General features: G+C 38.8%; 11 protein-coding genes. 8 read left to right on the top strand and 3 right to left on the bottom strand.

Features of this window, described 5'->3' with window-relative positions:
• Positions 1-4: 4 nt before the first annotated feature.
• The 8 genes from HMPREF0659_RS09150 (at position 5) to tamL (ending at position 14924) form a co-directional block, all read left to right on the top strand.
• Complete coding sequence (locus tag HMPREF0659_RS09150) at positions 5-1153, top strand: tetratricopeptide repeat protein (RefSeq protein ID WP_226893200.1); 1149 nt, start codon at positions 5-7, stop codon at positions 1151-1153.
• Positions 1154-1155: 2 nt separating this feature from the next.
• Positions 1156-2469 (top strand): DEAD/DEAH box helicase, encoded by a 1314-nt coding sequence (locus tag HMPREF0659_RS09145; protein WP_013265704.1) that lies wholly within the window; start codon positions 1156-1158, stop codon positions 2467-2469.
• 209 nt (positions 2470-2678) lie between these two features.
• The gene (serC, locus tag HMPREF0659_RS09140; RefSeq protein WP_013265365.1) at positions 2679-3749 is read left to right on the top strand and encodes a 3-phosphoserine/phosphohydroxythreonine transaminase; all 1071 of its coding nucleotides are present in this window, start codon (positions 2679-2681) and stop codon (positions 3747-3749) included.
• Between the two features lie 90 nt (positions 3750-3839).
• A complete protein-coding gene (locus HMPREF0659_RS09135) occupies positions 3840-4757 on the top strand; it encodes an NAD(P)-dependent oxidoreductase (protein WP_013265059.1) in 918 nt (305 codons plus the stop codon).
• Between the two features lie 88 nt (positions 4758-4845).
• On the top strand, positions 4846-6093 hold the full coding sequence (locus HMPREF0659_RS09130; RefSeq protein ID WP_013265482.1) for a DUF1015 domain-containing protein: 1248 nt from the start codon (positions 4846-4848) through the stop codon (positions 6091-6093).
• Between the two features lie 21 nt (positions 6094-6114).
• Positions 6115-6708 carry an IMPACT family protein gene (locus HMPREF0659_RS09125; protein WP_013265280.1) on the top strand — a complete coding sequence of 198 codons (594 nt, stop codon included), beginning with the start codon at positions 6115-6117 and terminating at the stop codon, positions 6706-6708.
• A gap of 682 nt (positions 6709-7390) precedes the next feature.
• Positions 7391-12517 carry a translocation/assembly module TamB domain-containing protein gene (locus tag HMPREF0659_RS09120; protein WP_013265162.1) on the top strand — a complete coding sequence of 1709 codons (5127 nt, stop codon included), beginning with the start codon at positions 7391-7393 and terminating at the stop codon, positions 12515-12517.
• Entirely contained in the window at positions 12501-14924 is a 2424-nt protein-coding gene (tamL, locus tag HMPREF0659_RS09115) for a translocation and assembly module lipoprotein TamL (protein ID WP_013265741.1), read from the top strand. The genes HMPREF0659_RS09120 and tamL overlap by 17 nt, the downstream gene beginning before the upstream one ends.
• Before the next feature lie 666 nt (positions 14925-15590).
• Here tamL and HMPREF0659_RS09110 read toward each other — a convergent pair.
• From HMPREF0659_RS09110 to HMPREF0659_RS09100, 3 genes are all read right to left on the bottom strand, one after another.
• Entirely contained in the window at positions 15591-16076 is a 486-nt protein-coding gene (locus HMPREF0659_RS09110) for a dihydrofolate reductase (protein ID WP_013265857.1), read from the bottom strand.
• Positions 16077-16273: 197 nt separating this feature from the next.
• A complete protein-coding gene (locus HMPREF0659_RS09105) occupies positions 16274-17068 on the bottom strand; it encodes a thymidylate synthase (RefSeq protein WP_013265156.1) in 795 nt (264 codons plus the stop codon).
• A gap of 70 nt (positions 17069-17138) precedes the next feature.
• Positions 17139-18542: a methyltransferase RsmF C-terminal domain-like protein gene (locus tag HMPREF0659_RS09100; protein ID WP_013265048.1), complete on the bottom strand. Its 1404-nt coding sequence runs from the start codon at positions 18540-18542 to the stop codon at positions 17139-17141.
• Positions 18543-18546 lie beyond the last annotated feature (4 nt).

Raw genomic sequence — 18546 nt, 5'->3', positions numbered from 1 at the left:
AGGTATGGCACAGAAGAAACAATTACAGGCAGTACGTGACCAAATAAAGTCGGGAAAAGAACTCACAAAAGCAGAAAACACACTTCGTGGATTATTGGTTGATTCGGCTTCTAAGAAGAATAGTAAAATATGGCTCCTTCTCTGTGATGCATTAACAAAACAATATGAGCAGGGAAATGAAAAATTATATTTGAAACAAAAGTATGACACGGCAGCCCTGTTTACTGTAACAAGGAAGTTGTATGATGTAATGTCACGCTTTGATTCTCTTGATGCTCAACCAGATGCTAAAGGAAGGGTACGTGCTAAATATAGAGCTAAGCATGCAGAATTCCTAAACTCTATTCGTCCGAATCTCTTCAATGGAGGTTCATATTTTATCCATAAGAAAGATTATAATACGGCCTTTGATTATTATAGCGATTACTTGCTGTCAGCAAATTATCCTCTGTTTGAAGGTTATGACTATATGCAGAAAGATGCTCTTATTCCACATGCTGCTTATTGGGCTATGTTCTGTGGTTATAAGCTTAGTGATGCTGATAAGATTATGCAGTTTAAAGAGCAGGCAGAGCGTGATACCTCTATGCTAAACTTTGTTAGGCAGTATGAGGCTGAAGCATATTTGATAAAAAAGGATACTGCCATGTATGTAAAGTCTCTACAAGCAGGTTTCGAACAATATCCTAATTTTGCCTTCTTCTTCCCACGATTAGTTGAATATTATGCTAAGATTGGAGAACATCAAAAAGCATTAGAAATCACGGAGCGTGCTTTGAAAGCTGATTCCACAAGTCTTTTGTTTCGTTTTGCTAAAAGTACAGCATTGCTGAACCTTGGTAGATACAATGAATGTATTGAGATTTGTAAGCAGCTGATAAAAGATAAAGACACTTATGCTGATGCTTATTATAATATAGGACTTGCCTATTTTAATCAAGCGATAGAATTAAATAAAGATAGGCAGAAGTATCGTGCCAACAAGGAAAAGATTATAACATTATATCAGCGTTCTAAACCCTACATGGAGAAATACAGAGAGCTTGCTCCTACCGCTAAGAGTAAATGGTTAGCACCTTTGTATACTATTTACCTTAATTTGAATATGGGTAAGGAATTCGATGAAATTGATAAGTTGAGAAAGGAAAGATAAAGATGAATAATAATATTCTTAATAAACTTGGTATCACGCTCAATGCAATGCAGGAGGCTACGGCTGATGCAGTATTGCATACGGGTAAAGATGTTGTAGTGATGTCACCGACAGGTTCAGGTAAGACTTATGCTTACCTCCTACCATTAATTCAGCGCTTAGATGCTTCGTCAGATGCACTGCAGGCTGTAGTGTTGGTACCTGGACGTGAATTGGCATTGCAGTCAGCTAATGTTCTTAAGGATATGGGTAGTGGCTTACGTTCTATGCCTTTATATGGTGGACGTCCAACAATGGAAGAGCATCGTGTATTGAGAGATGTAAAACCTCAGATAGTCTTTGCAACTCCAGGACGTTTAAACGATCATCTTGATAAGGCTAATATTAATGCAGAAACGATAAAGTGGCTTGTCATTGATGAGTTTGACAAGTGTCTTGAATTTGGTTTTCAAGACGAAATGATGAGTATTCTCTGTAAGTTACCAAATATAGAAAGACGAATCCTACTTTCAGCAACAGAGTCTGAAACAATTCCTAACTTTGTATCAATGGGTAGGACCGTTCATTTGGATTATCGTACAGAAGATGAGAATATTCCTGATCGTATTCGTCTTTACACAGTTACAAGTCCCGAAAAGGATAAACTTGAGGTATTGAAGAAACTTCTCCTTTCTTTAGGTGACAAAAGTAGTATTGTATTCTTGAATTATCGTGACTCTGTTGAACGTACAGCCTTATTCTTAAAAGAGAATGGTTTTACAATCAGTTGGTTCCATGGTGGCTTAGACCAGCGTGAACGTGAAGCATCTCTGTATCGTTTCTCAAATGGGTCTGCACCAATACTTGTTAGTACCGACTTAGCTTCACGTGGATTGGATATACCAGATGTTGACAATATTATTCATTATCATTTCCCAGAAACTGAAGATAGCTATGTGCATAGAGTAGGGCGTACAGCACGTTGGGACAAAGAAGGAAGAACCTTCTTCATTCTTGGTCCAGAAGAACATTTGCCAGAGTATGTTTCCAATGAGCATGAAGAATATAAGATACCAGAGACTTTACCAAAACCAGCTCAGCCTCGTATGGCAACAATATATATAGGTAAAGGAAAGAAAGATAAAATCTCAAAAATAGATATTGTTGGCTTTCTTTGTAAGAAAGGTGGATTAAAGTCTTCTGAGATTGGAAAGATTGATGTGAAAGATCGTTTTACTTATGTAGCAGTTTCACGCACAAAGATTAAAGAAATAATTTCATTGACTAAAGGTGAAAAAATAAAGGGTATTCGTACCGTTGTGGAAGAGGTAAGGTAACACATTATACAATGTGTCACCTTTTTCTTTAACATCCCTCTCCACGTGTATAAAACACATACTATCTTGCAAATAAAAAAAATGATGTTTTATTTGGAAGTATAAAAATAAAAGTGTATCTTCGCATCGTAGACCATAAAAACCTATTACAATATTTAATACTGATAATAACTACAAAACATAAGTCAAACTTAAACTAAACAATCGAGATGAAAAAGTACAATTTTGGTGCAGGTCCATGTATCCTTCCACGTGAAGTAATCGAAAAGACAGCAAATGCCATTTTAGATTTTAATGGAATTGGTCTCTCAATTGCAGAAATCAGCCATCGTTCAAAGGATTTCCAGCCAGTAATGGACGAAGCTATGGCTTTAGTAAAGGAAGTGTTAAATGTTCCAGAGGGCTATTCAGTGCTTTTCTTGGGTGGTGGTGCATCACTTGAGTTCTGCATGATTCCTTTCAACTTCTTGGTAAAGAAGGCTGGTTATTTGAATACTGGTGTTTGGGCAAAGAAGGCCATGAAGGAAGCTAAGTTGTTTGGAGATGTTGTTGAAGTTGCTTCATCTGCAGATGAAAACTATACATATCTTCCAAAGAACTTCGATGTTCCTACAGACTTGGATTATTTGCACATCACTACCAATAACACAATTTATGGTACTGAATATCACAAAGATTTAGATGTACCAGTTCGTTTGATTGGTGATATGTCTTCAGATATCTTTAGCCGTCCAGTTGATGTATCTAAGTACGACTGTATCTATGGTGGTGCACAGAAGAATCTTTCTATGGCAGGTGTGACATTCATCATTATTAAGGATGAAGTTCTTGGCCGTGTACAGCGCGAAATCCCAACAATGTTGGATTATCGTACACATATCAAGAAGGGGTCTATGTTCAATACTCCTCCTGTAGTGCCTATCTATACAGCTTTAGAGAACCTTCGTTGGATTAAAGCAAATGGTGGTGTAGAAGCAATGGAGAAACTTGCTAAGGAGCGTGCTGATATTGTTTATGGTGAAATCGATCGCAATAAGTTGTTCCGTGGTACAGTTAAGTGTGAGGAAGATCGCTCTTACATGAACATCTGCTTCGTTCTCAACGATGAGTATGCAGAATTGCAAGATGAATTCTTTAAGTTCGCTACTGAAAGAGGAATGGTTGGTATCAAGGGACACCGCGATGTTGGTGGTTTCCGTGCAAGCTGCTACAACGCAATGACAGTTGAAGGCTGCAAGGCTCTTGTTGAAACAATGAAGGAATTTGAAGCTAAACACTAAATATATAAAGATTAGACTTAGCAGTGGTGTACATGCCACCTGCTGAGTCTAAACGATAACTTTACTATATCTAACCCAAACATTAAGGCTATGAAAGTTTTAATTGCAACTGAAAAACCATTTGCACCATCTGCAGTGCAAGGTATTACAACAGAACTTAAGAATGCAGGACATGAGGTTGTTCTGCTTGAAAAATATACAGAGAAAGCTGAATTGCTTGAAGCAGTAAAAGAAGCTGATGCAATGATTGTACGCTCTGATAAAGTTACACCAGAAGTACTTGACGCAGCTAAACAGTTGAAGATAGTTGTTCGTGCAGGTGCTGGTTATGACTCTATTGATACAGCCTATGCAAAGGAGAAGAATGTTGTTGTAGAAAATACTCCTGGACAGAACTCTAATGCTGTTGCTGAACTTGTATTTGGTTTGTTGGTATATGCTGTACGTAGTTTCTATAATGGCAAGGCTGGCACCGAATTGATGGGCAAGAAAATTGGTATTCTTGCTTTCGGTAATGTTGGTCGTAATGTAGCTCGTATCGCCAAAGGCTTTGGTATGGAAGTGTACGCATACGATGCATTCTGCCCAGCAGAGGCTATTGAAGCTGCTGGTGTTCATGCTTGTAAGACACAAGATGAATTGTTCCAGACTTGCGACGTTCTGTCACTTCATATCCCTGCAACTCCACAAACTGTTAAGAGTATTGATTATCGTTTAGTCAATCTTCTCCCAAAGAAGGGTATTCTCGTTAATACTGCCCGCAAGGAAGTTATCAATGAGGAGGAACTTCTGAAGTTGATGGCTGAGCGTGAAGACTTGAAGTTTGTGACTGATATTATGCCTGATGCTGATGCTGAATTCAAGAAATTTGAAGGACGTTATTTCTCTACTCCTAAGAAGATGGGTGCACAGACAGCTGAAGCTAATAATAATGCAGGTATTGCTGCAGCAAAGCAGATTAATGCTTTCTTTGCTACAGGTGATACTAAATTCCAAGTAAATAAATAACTTTCTAATACATAAGGGTTGATTGTCTTAATCTACTAAGTGAGGTTGTGACTTTCAATCCTTTTATTTTTATTAAAAAACTAACACTATGGCAGTAATAAAACCTTTTAAAGGTATCCGCCCTCCAAAGGACTTGGTTGAGTCTGTTGCAAGTCGTCCATACGATGTTTTGGATTCTGAAGAAGCTCGTGCAGAAGCTGGTGACAACGAGAAGAGTTTATATCATATCATCAAACCAGAAATCAACTTTGAAGTTGGCACAAGTGAATATGATCCAAGAGCTTATAATAGTGCTGTTGAACAATTCCAGAAGTTCCAAGATGAAGGTTGGTTAGTCCAAGACAATAAGGAGCATTACTATATCTATGCACAAACTATGAATGGCAAGACTCAATATGGTCTTGTTGTTGGAGCATATGTTGATGATTATCTGACAGGTAATATTAAGAAGCATGAGTTAACGCGTAGAGATAAGGAAGAAGACCGTATGAAACATGTTCGCATTTGTAATGCTAATGTTGAACCAGTGTTCTTTGCTTATCCTGATAATCAGGTACTTGATACTTTGTTGGCTCGATATGCTGCAACAAAACCTGAATATGATTTTGTTGCACCTGATGATGGTTTCAGACATCAGTTCTGGGTTATTACAGATGAAGCTGACATCAAGACTATAACTGAAGAGTTTAAGAAGATGCCAAGTCTTTATATTGCAGATGGACACCATCGTTCTGCTGCAGCTGCTTTAGTAGGTGCAGAGAAGGCTAAGAACAACGAAAATCATAAGGGTGACGAGGAGTATAACTACTTTATGGCAGTATGCTTCCAGGCAAGTCAATTAACGATTCTTGACTATAATCGTGTTATCAAGGATTTAAATGGCATGGAAGTTGCTGAGTTCTTAAAAGCTTTGGAGAAGAACTTTACAGTTGAGCTGAAAGGACAAGATGAATATCGCCCAACAAAGTTGCATGAATTCTCTATGTACCTTGACGGAAACTGGTATAGCTTGGTTGCTAAACCTGGTACATACGATGATAACGATCCTATTGGTGTTCTTGATGTTGACATCTCAAGTCGATTAATTTTGGACGAACTAATGGGCATTAAAGACCTCCGTTCAGACAAACGTATTGATTTCGTTGGTGGTCTGCGTGGTCTTGGAGAACTGAAGCGTCGTGTTGATAGTGGTGAAATGCGTTGGGCATTGGCACTCTATCCTGTATCAATGCAGCAGATTATGGATATTGCTGATAGTGGAAAGATTATGCCACCTAAGGCTACATGGTTTGAACCAAAACTTCGTTCTGGTCTTGTCATCCATAAGCTGGATTGATACAAGATTAACATTTAATGAATGGATAGTGATAAATATAAGACAATAAAAGAGAAAGCGATTAGCGAGGGATATTACTCTGAAAAGCGGAGTAAGTTCCTCGCTTTTGCGCATCATGTTGATTCTGTCGAAGAGGCGTTAGAGATAGTAAAAGAATATCGAAAGAAGTATTATGATGCTCGCCATTGCTGCTATGCTTATAGAGTAGGTTTTGATGGTACAGAATTCCGAGCAAATGATGATGGTGAACCGTCTTCAACAGCAGGTAAACCTATTCTTGGACAGATTGACAGTTATGGATTAACAAATACACTCATTTGTGTTATTCGGTATTATGGAGGTATAAACCTCGGTACTGGTGGTTTGATTGTTGCCTACCGTGAGGCTGCAGCAGATGCATTATCAAATAGCGAGATAGAAGAAAAATTCATTGAAGAGGAAGTGAAATATACATTTACTTATCCGATGATGAATGATGTTATGCGAATCATTAAGGAAATGAATCCTCGCATTATTAATCAAGTATTTGACAATACTTGCGAAGTTGTTCTCTCTATTAGAAAAGGGCAAGCAGAAGAACTACGTACCCGACTGAAGAAACTATCATTTGAATAAGTTTTTGGAGATTATTTGGCTAATTAGGCATATTAGGCTAATTGGACATATTAGAGTAATTGAGCTAATAAAAATAATCGAATAAAAAGTATTTTATTAACTTGTTATTGTAAACTATTTTGCACTCATTAAAATCAAAACATGTCCTTTTAGCTTCTAAAAGATGCCTAATTGGCTTGTAATAGATGCCCTATTGGGGTCTTACTAACGCCCTTTTGAAGGCTAATTAAGCACCTTTTAAAATTCATCCTTATAACTACTTGAAAACTTGTTAGTTACAAGACCACCTTTTAAATATCTTTTTTGTCTTTACTTTAAGTTGCTTATACAAAATTATGTAATGTTTTTTCATAGTCACATCGGCAATTTTTTGAAGGGTTTAGAAGAATTGTTTTTATGGAGCAAAAAGAAAAATTAGTAGATTAAAAGTATGCCATAACTATGTTTTAGTGTATTAGTTATTATCAACTCTTCGAATAAAGCAATGCAACAATCATTTAGGTACTTTATAAATAAATCCTATTTTATCTCTTTACTCTTTTTGCTTTTTTACCTTTTTAAACTCTTCTATTCCATTTTTTTTGTGTTACTTTGCAGGTAATTATATGAGTTTACTAACGTATTAATCCTACTTATTAAGGATATTTTCTCGAGAAAGTTGTTAATGACTAACATTTTAAATATGAATAGGAGCTTGAAATGGCTGGTTGCAATTGTAGCAACACCTGTCATTCTGTTTCTTATCCTCGTAGCTTTACTATATTGTCCACCCGTTCAAAATTGGGCTGTAAAGCATGTGGCGGCCTATGTTTCAGACAAGACTGGAATGGAGGTAAGCATCGATAGGGTCAATCTATCTTTTCCTTTAGATTTTCAGTTAGATGGTCTAAAGATGCTTCGCCCGAATGATTCTATCCCTAATAAGAAAGATACGGTGGCAGATGTACATCGCTTGGTGGCTAATGTAGACCTATTACCATTGCTTAAAAGTAGGGTAGAAGTAAACGAATTAACATTTACAAAACTCAAAGCAAATACCGTCAACTTTATTGGTGACCTACGTATTCGTGGTGATTTGCAACGCTTGCATATTGTTAGCCATGCAGTTAACCTTGTTGGTGATTCTGTTCGTGTTAACAAAGCAGATATAGAAGGGGGATGGGTAGATATTGCTTTGGGAGATACTGTACCCGAAGATCCAAACAAACAGAAACCACTTTGGCGTATCAATATAGATAAAATTAATCTTACAAAAACGGATTTTCGTCTTCACATGCCTGGAGATACAATGAGCGTTCGTGCTAACTTTAAGAAAGCAGTAGCTAACGGAGCTGAACTTCTATTACATGACAACATATACAAGGTTGCAAACGTAGATTGGCAAGGCGGTGATTTTAGTTATAATCAAAACTATGTACGCCATGCAAAGACAGGTTTTGATGCAGCACATATAGCCATGCAAGATGTTAATTTAGGTATAGATTCCTTCCTATATGCTGCTCCAAAGATTCGATTACGTGTTCGTACAGCCAATATGAAGGAAAAAAGTGGACTGATAGTAAAGGATTTCCGTGGACCATTTTCTATGGATTCTACAAGTATCAATCTACGTGATTTGTATTTCCGACTACCTAACACTGAGCTTTCTGGACGGTTTATGATGGACATGAATGCCTTTGCTGATAAGAATCCTGGGCAGATATCCACTCAGTTAGATGGTTTTCTACGTCTGGAAGATTTGCATCCATTCCTAACCTCCATACCAAAGAATATTTATCAGGCAATTCCTAATCAAAATATCATCATAAAAGGTCAACTGGATGGAAATCTTCGTTCAGCAGCTTTTAAACAGCTTCGCTTAACTATGCCAGGCTATTTTGACCTTACAGGAACAGGATGGATAGCTGATATGATGTCTGGAGTTGGTCATCTTCGCAGTGACTTAAAACTCAAAGGAACAGCAAGTAATCTTGGTTTTGTTTCTAAACTATTGCCACGTGATGTCAGGAAGACAATAGCATTCCCACATGGAGTAGGTATAAATGGTGATATTCATGTGCGTAAAACACTGTACACAGGTAACATACAGTTGACACAAGGTGGCGGACGTATTCGATTGAATGGTGCTTATAATACAGCAACAGAACTATATCGTATTACAGCAGATGCGACTTCATTCCCTGTTCATCGTTTCTTACCCCATATGGGTTTATCAGCTTTCTCTGGAACAATAAAGACGCAAGGACGAGGCACAGACTTCTTAAATCCAAAATCATCAACCAATCTCAGCCTTCGTATTCGTAGTTTCAAATATGGTAACTACGTATTGGATGGCTTGAATGGAGACATTTCAAAACATGGAGAGCAACTTTCGGCTCATGTAAAGAGTACGAACCGAATGATAAGTGGCGACTTCACTTATAAAGGCAGAGTTAATACAAAACTTGTGGATGGTCATCTACGTGGTTGGTTACGTCGTGTTGACTTGCACGCCATGGGCGTAATGAATCAAAGATATGTAGTTTCTACATGGGCTGATGTTGATGTACACTCTGATATGAAGAACATTCATCATGTCAGTGGTCCACTTCGTTCGTTCCGCCTTCTGCAAGAAGGACGAAAGAAAAGCAGACTTTTAGCAGCTGGAAACTTTGATGTGCGAGCTGATGTACGCCCTGGTAGCCTTGACACTCACATAAAAGGAAATCTATCAGAAGCTGATTTGCAGGCTTTTGGATTTATAGATAAGCATTATATAACATCTGCTAATACAGACATTACGCTTCATTCAGATATGAAGAAGTACTATGCTGTAAGTGGAAATGTGGGTAATTTATTACTAAGCGAACAACGTAAGGGAGAGCGTTTACCATTAGCTGAAGGTAATTTCAATCTTGATGCAACCATGCGTGGTGATCAAATTGAAGGTTCAATAAATGGTGTTTTCCCACGTGTAGACCTTTACCAATTAGGAATTGTAGACAAAGCGATGACAAGTAGTTTCTCTGCTAACACCTCATTTGCAATGTCTGGCAAAGATAATTTGAATGTTCGTGGTTTGATTGGCAATCTTCGTGTTACCGAAAAAGACCGTACCTATACTCCAGGTGATGTGAATGTCGACCTTATGAGTCGTCGTGATACAGTGCATGCAGTTCTGAATGGTGGAGACTTCCATCTCAGTACAGCTTTTAATAGTAGTGTCAACCAATTGGCAGAAAGTGGAAAGCGAATCTATAAGACTGTACGTGAGCAATTGACTAATCGTCGTATAGATCAGTCTGCTATACTCCGTCAGTTACCAACAGGACACTTTACGCTCCGCAGTGGACGTGATAACTTATTCTCTAACTTGTTAGCACGAGATGGATATGCCTTTAGTCAGGCAGATATTAACCTGACATCATCACCAACAAAGGGACTCGATGGAAGAATTAGCATTGATTCTTTGGTATATAATGATATTCTTCTCGACAGTATTAGGGCTGACCTTAACAGTATTGATGGACAGTTGAACTATACGCTATCTGTAATAAATAACCCTAATAATACATATCCTTATCATGGATCATTGCAGGGTGCGCTCTACGAACATGGTTTGAAGACACATGCAACCATCCTTGATAATAAGGGTAAGACTGGTTTCGACTTAGCGATGAAGGCTGCTATGAAGGGTAGGGGAATAGAACTTTCAATTACTTCTCCTCAATCTATCTTAGGTTATAAGTCATTTGCGGTCAATGATTCCAACTATATCTACATTGGACGTGACCGTCGTCTATCTGCCAATCTTCGTCTGGAAGCAGCTGACGGAACTGGTATGCTCGTATCAACAGAAGATAATGATCCTACTTCATTACAAAATGTTACACTCTCAATGAACCACTTTGAGTTAGGCAGTTTGTTTGAAATCTTACCATTTGCACCGAAGTTGTCGGGTATGTTGGATGGTGACTATCACCTTGTTCAGACTGAAAAGGAACTCACGATATCAAGCGATATGACTATTAAGAAGCTTGTTTATGAGAATAGTCCTATGGGAGATGTGGGCACACAGTTTGTTTATATGCCTAAGGGAGATGGTACTCACTATGTTGATGGTATAATAACACAAAACGGAAAGGAAGTCGGTTCACTTTCGGGTACCTATAATAATGAAGGGGCTGGAGAACTTGATGCAACCTTAGAGATGAACCGTTTCCCACTGAATTACGTCAATGGCTTCGTTCCTGACCAAATTGTAGGACTCGATGGAGTAGGAGAAGGAACCCTAACGGTAAAGGGTCCACTTAAGAACTTGGACTTCAATGGTGAGATTTATCTTGATTCAACTTATTTGGTGAGTGCACCTTACGGCATAAGGATGCGCTTTGCGGATGATCCTGTTCAAATACACAATAGCCATATTCAGTTTGAGAACTTCGAACTCTTTGCAAGTAATGGTTTACCACTCGACATATCGGGCTACTTAGACTTCTCTAATCTTAATAAGATGCAGCTTGATGCACAACTGAGGGCTAAGAACTTCCAAATCATTAATGCAAAGAAGAATCCTCGTTCAGAAGTTTATGGAAAGGCTTTCGTTGACTTTACAGGACGAATAAACGGCCTTTTAAACAACTTACAGTTAGTTGGAAATCTTGATGTCTTAGGTAGTACAGATGTCACATACGTAGTACGCGATGGTACATTATCTACTGATGACGATTTGAAAGACCTCGTTCAGTTCATCAACTTCAATGATTCTACGGTTAATGTTGTCAAACGTCCAGATATTACAGGCTTTACAATGGGGCTTAATGTAGATATTGATGAGCAGGCACATGTATTATGTGCGTTGAATGCAGATCAGTCTAATTATGTCGATTTTGTAGGTGGTGGCAATCTACTTCTTAATTATGACCCAACCAATGGTGTGCAGGTTCGAGGTAGATATACGTTGAGTGATGGTAAGATGAAATACTCTCTGCCAGTTATTCCACTTCGTACTTTTAACATTAAAGACGGAAGTTATCTTGAATTTACGGGTGATCCGATGAAACCAACACTGAAAATTACCGCAACGGAAGAAGTCAGAACAAGTGTTTCGAATGGTTCGGGTGAAGGTAGGATTGTAGATTTTGAGTGTGGTGTAAGCCTTACCAAGCAGTTCCCTAAACCTGGTGTGGAATTTATTATAACTGCTCCAGACGACCAAGAGATGCAGAATATCCTTAATACGAAGAGTGTTGAGGAACGCTCAAAGCTTGCCGTTACAATGTTAGCATCAGGTATGTACTTCGATGGTGATAACTCAGCAAGTGCTAATACTGCCATGAGTGGTGCATTAGCGGGCTTCCTACAGACACAAGTCAACTCTATTACGGGTAAAGCCCTTAACTCTATGGGACTCGACTTGACTGCCAACATGGAAAGTGCTGCCGATGTGAATGGTAACTTACACACCGACTATACCTTCAAGTTCTCAAAACGTCTGTGGAATAATCGCCTACGTATCATTATGGGTGGACGAGTTTCAACAGGTTCACAGTTCTCTGAAGATAATGGCGCTTACTTCGATAACTTCTCGCTTGAATATCGTCTAAACCAAAAAGAAACAAAGTATTTGAAACTCTACTATGAGCGTGAAGCATACGATTGGTTAGAAGGTAACTTGAGTGAGTTTGGTGCTGGCTTCATGTGGCGTCGTAAGTTACGTCATTTCAAGGATATCTTCCGCTCTAAAGAAGATAATCCTATGGTAGCACCACAGACTGAGAAGCCTAAACGAGATACATTAATAAACTTTGTAAATGAGAAAAAGAAATAAATATATAAGAACAACAGGTGGAAAAGGAGTCATAGAACTATTTGCTTTTATGGCATTCTTATTCATACTTGCTGCCTGTAGTACGACTTCAGCAATCCCTGATGGCGAACATCTATATACAGGTATGGAGCCGACAAAATACAGTAATTACAAAGAAAATCAACACTTCAATGATGTGAAAGAAGAGTTGGATCTTGTGTTAGCAACTAAGCCTAATGCCGCTTGGTTGGGTAGCCCCAGTGTGCGTTCTCCTTTCCCTATCGGGTTATGGATATGGAATGCTTTCTCACAAGATACAACTGGACTCAGTCGTTGGTTAGTACGTGCATTTGGCTCTTCACCTGTATTAATGAGTTCAACAACACCTGATTTGCGTGTAACGGTTGGTGAAAATCTCTTACGTAAGCGTGGTTATTTCAAAGGAAAGATAAGCTATGAAAAGCTTGCACAGAGTAATCCAAAGAAGATGCGACTACAGTATGCTGTTGATATGGGACGTCTGTGGTTGCTCGATAGCGTACAATACACCAATTTTCCACCTTCAGCAGATAGTTTGATAAGAACCAATCTTGATAAAGCAATTATCCGCAAGGGAGATGCTTTTGATGTAGCAACACTTGAACAAGAACGCAAGCGAATAACAGATTTGTTCCGTAATAATGGTTATTATTATTATCAGAATAACGATGCGAGTTATCTTGCTGACACAACGAAGGCTTATGGCTTAGCTTCTATTCGTCTGCAGATGGCGGATTCAGTAAGTGATAAAGCATTGAGAAAATGGACAATAGGAACCATTAACATCAACCTACAGCGTCAGTTCATAGATTCTCTTACTCAGCACAAGCGTTTCCGTGATGTCATTGTGAATTACAACGGTTCGCACATGCCACTCCGTCTACGCGCCATAGCTAATGATTTAAAGATATGGCCGGGTACTGTGTATAATAACGAACTATTTGAAAAAAGCCAGCAATATCTGAATGGTAGCGGACTATTCTCTGCTACGAACTTTACTTTCACTCCACGTGATAGCACTGATTCATGTAATATCTTAGACATGACCATTAATTGCATCTTTGATAAGCCTTATGACTTCTATATTGAGGCTTATGGAAAGGGGAAAACAAGTGGCAGATATGGTCCAGAGGCTATTATTGGTCTGACAAAACGTAATGCATTCCGTGGTGGTGAGAAACTTAATTTACGCATACATGGTTCTTATGAATGGTCGGCAAGTAGTGATGATGACGGCCGTGATCGCCTTGGACTGAATAATTATGAGTATGGTGCTGAAGCCAGTTTACAGTTTCCTCGCCTTGTCAATCCATTCGTTACACCACCACGAAAACGTTGGGAACGTGAAGAAAGGAAGACTGCAGAAGCTGCAGAAAAGGGACTTGTATATATCCCTAAGGGACCACGCATCTATTATACAACACCATCAACGACCCTTAAAGCTTCTGTTGATGTGTTGAACCGTTCTAAGTATTTCAAACGTCATGTTGTGTCAGGCGAATTAACATACCAGTGGCAGCCAAACGAGCGTAATAGCTATTCGTTCTCTCCTTTGACACTGACTTATGAGTATATGCATAACGTGACTGACCGTTATCTTGAATTGATAGACAGTGTTCCTTATCTTGAGGTATCATTGGCAGACCAGTTCATTCCAAAGATGATGTTCCAACATACGTTTATGAGCCCAGCTCGTTATAAGAGTCCGATTAAAATATGGACAACAGTTAGTGAAGCTTCAAACATCTTGTCTGCAGGTTACGCTGCCTTTGGTAGACGTTGGAGCGAAAAAGACAAGAAACTATTTAAGAATCCATTTGCACAATTTGTGAAGATTGATGCTAATCTTACAAAAGTATGGAGTCTTGGAGAGAAGAGTGGTATTGCAGCCCACGTCAATTTAGGAACGTTGTGGGCGTATGGTAACAGTAGATTTGCACCTTATACAGAACAGTTTTATGTAGGTGGAGCCAATAGCATCCGTGCGTTTAATGCCCGCCAGATTGGTCCAGGACGCTATCGCTCAACACAACGTCGACGCTCATACGTAGAACAGACAGGTGATATCAAAATACAGTTCAACCTTGAGTATCGTCCTCACCTTATGGGCTCCCTCTATGGTGCCGTTTTCCTCGATGCTGGTAATGTATGGACAATGCACTATGATGATGGTCGACCAGAAGGACATTTCAAGTTTAAGAATATATTAAATGAAATGGCACTCGGTACGGGAGTTGGTTTGCGCTATGATATTGGCTATTTCATGATTCGTCTTGATTGGGGACTTGGTTTACACGTACCTTATGAAACTGGCAAGACTGGTTTCTATAACATATCAAAATTTAAGGATGCACAAGCCTTCCACTTAGCGATTGGTTTGCCATTCTAATCTTTTTGATTTTCAACTATTCAGCCCTGCTAATCAGATTAGCAGGGCTGAATAGTTTTAATTAGGTCTTATTATTCCTTAAGATGGTACTATAATATGCTCTAACATCAATTCTTACTTACGTGTTTATGCCAGACACATATGGTGTTGATGCCTAACACATGTAGTGTTAATGGTAAGTACATATATTCTTTAATATCAAACACATTGAATATTATCTTTTGGCAGAAAGCAGTTAAGCGTTAGAAAAGTACTTTTAAACGATTGTAAGCAAACAAAAAGACTTTACAAAAACATCAAAGTAGGGAATGTTTTTTAATCAAAAAACACTTCTTTCTTATGCGTTTGTAACTTACAGAAATACAGATAGTTATAAACTTGCATTTTAATAGGTGCTTAGTAAGGCTTCAAAAGGGCGTTAGTTAGAGGTCAAAAGGGCATCTATTGAAAGCCAATTAGGCATCTTTTAGAAGCTAAAAGAGCATGTATTAGAATTACAACCATGGAAAATATCTGACAAATTGCAAAGTAGAAATAAGCTTTTATACAAAAAGCTCCTATGTTAGGAGCTTTTAAAAATGAGTTATCTTGTATATTTATTTATGTTACTATACAACTCTATATTTGTCATTCTCCTCTCTGGAGGACAGAAGTTTGGGGTGAAGATTATTTCCTCACATAGTTTACAAATGCGTATGCAGGATTATCGTCAGCAGCAGGACGTTCCTCACGTGATTCTACAACCCATGTTCCATCATTATATTCTGGGAAGAAAACATCTGCTTGTGGAGGAGTAGCAGCTATCTCTGTAAGGTAGAGATGGTCTGCTATAGCAAGCGCCTCTTTATAAAGACTGGCTCCACCAATGATAAATGCCTTTTCTTCTGCCCCAATATGTTTAAGCGCTTCTACAAGTGAAGAATAAACATCGCAACCAGGAAAGTCTGTTTCCGTTCTACTGAGTACAATGTTTCTACGATTAGGCAGAGCACCTTTTGGTAATGAATGGAAGGTCTTACGCCCCATGATAACAGTATGTCCTGTTGTTAGTTGCTTAAAACGCTTAAGGTCTTCTCTAATGAAATAGACCATATCATTCTGATAACCAATGGCACGATTGGCTGCTACTGCAGCAATGATATTTATTTCCATAATGGTGTTTTTGGACCTCCCCCAACCCCTCCAAAGGAGGGGAGTACTGATTTAGCAATCAATTTGGTGAAGGATTTAAAGTTCTTGACTAATTTAATATACTATTTTAGAAGTTGAGAGAATTGATTATTTTTCATACTCCAACTACTTTCTATTTGCACTCCCCTCCTTTCGGAGGGGTTGGGGGAGGCTTTCTTTTACACTGCAACTACTCCCGGAATGTGTGGCAACGGATCGTAACCAATCAGTTCAAAATCTTCATACTTAAAATCAAAGATATCCTTTACATCAGGATTAATCTTCATCTTTGGCAGTGGACGTGGCTCACGAGTAAGCTGGAGTTTAGCCTGTTCAAGATGGTTTAGATAGAGATGTGTGTCACCTGTAGTATGGATAAATTCACCTGCTTCAAGTCCCGTAACCTGTGCAATCATTTGCAAAAGGAGAGCATATGATGCAATGTTAAAAGGGACACCGAGGAAACTATCTGCCGAACGCTGATAGAGTTGGAGCGATAATCTACCATCTGCAACATAGAATTGGAAGAGACAGTGGCAGGGTGGGAGAGCCATATCTTCCACCTCAGCAGGGTTCCATGCTGTGACCAACATACGACGTGAGTTAGGATTATGCTTAATCATCTCCACCACATTCTTAATTTGATCGATTGTACCTCCCTTGTAATCAGGCCATGAACGCCACTGATGACCATAGACTGGACCAAGCTCACCGTTCTCATCAGCCCACTCATTCCAAATCCTTACACCATGTTCTTGTAGGTAGCGCACATTCGTATCACCACGTAAGAACCAAAGTAATTCATAAATAATACTCTTCAGATGAAGCTTTTTAGTTGTCAACAGTGGAAAGCCATCGCGCAAGTCAAAGCGCATTTGATGACCAAAAATGGATAAAGTTCCTGTTCCGGTTCTATCACCTTTCTGTGTTCCTTCTGTGAGGATGCGATTGAGGAGGTTTAAATATTGTTGCATAATTGTTCGTTTATTTCTAAGATATTATAGGGATATATTGTTTTCTGGATTTTTCTTGTCTGCATTTATATTATAAAAGAACCAAAGGCTCGTCTGGTATATGTGTACTCTTTATGCGCCATTCTTGTGGATAAAGATTGTTCGCACGGTTTCCGAGGTTCTTTGCAAAGCCTATCGGATAGCCTTTATAAGTAAGCAGAACGATACCACGTGGAGCATCAGAAGATAGTACAATAGCCTCATGACGAAGATAAGCGATAGCTGTTTGATAATCAACCTCTACATTAGGATAGGCCGATTTATCAGTTGAAAAGGAGAGTGCTAACGTATGGTCAGGGATAACATTCTTCCCTTTTTGCATTCCATCTTTTACTCCATGCGAGAGAATACGAAGACGTTTACGAGCTTCTGTGATTGCTTTATCAACATCAATAGTTGTCTTATTGATAAACGTCTTGTTCTCTCCATGCTTACGAATGATAGCCATAAAGATACCTTCTCCACGGGTCTTACCAGGAATAAAGCGATAAACTGGAAATTCCCGACCGTCTTTAAGTGGGTTATCAATGAGTGAACCTGTTATATTCCATGCCTCTTCTGTAGGCACAGAGAGGAGCTCAGCATCATATTCGTTGAGAATCCACGCAATATTCTCTTCATCTTCATGTGCATTAAAGGTACAAGTTGAATAAATAAGAATACCTCCAGGCTTTAAGTTGTCCCATATATCAGCAATAATACTACGCTGAAGTTGCCAACAGTTCTCTACATTCTGTAGACTCCATTCCTCTATTGATTGTGGATCTTTACGAAACATTCCTTCACCAGAGCAGGGTACATCGGCTATAATAACATCAAAACCAAGCTTTGTTTTTTTGTAATCACGAGGGTAATTGTTCGTAACAGCGACACCCTCATGACCAAACTTTTGAACGTTCTCTGCTAATATTTGTGCACGTTTTCCAATCGGTTCGTTAGAGAAAAGAAAGGAACCTGCAGGTAAGGACGTACGTGCGCAAGTTGTTTTACCACCTGGTGCAGCACAGAGATCGAGTGCCATAACAGGCTGTTTTACCAAGTGTTGTAACACATGAGATAGAAACATAGATGATGCTTCTTGCACATAATAAGCCCCAGCATGAAGTAGTGGGTCAAACGTAAAGTTAGGTCTTGTATCCAACCAATAGCCTTCCTTACACCAAGGAATAGGATGAGGATTCAATTCTGGATTAACTTTATGAGTCGTTTCTGCCAACTTAAAGGAATTAAGACGTATACTCACCGGTGCTGTTTCTCCCAATCCTTTTAGGAATGTATGATAAAGGTTATCACCAAAAAGACTACGAGTATAATCAGTAAAGGCAAGAGGAAGTCTTTCTTCAACTTCTTCTATAGTCCTTACTTCTTGCCCATTTGGGTCTAAAGAACAAGGAGATTGTGCTGCCTGACATTGTCGGCTCTTATCTTTTATCATATGT

The organism is Prevotella melaninogenica ATCC 25845 (assembly GCF_000144405.1).
GTDB classification, from domain to species: Bacteria; Bacteroidota; Bacteroidia; order Bacteroidales; family Bacteroidaceae; genus Prevotella; species Prevotella melaninogenica.
The sequence above is the reverse complement of the archived record's forward strand: the minus strand, read 5'-3'. Positions and strand labels throughout refer to the sequence as shown.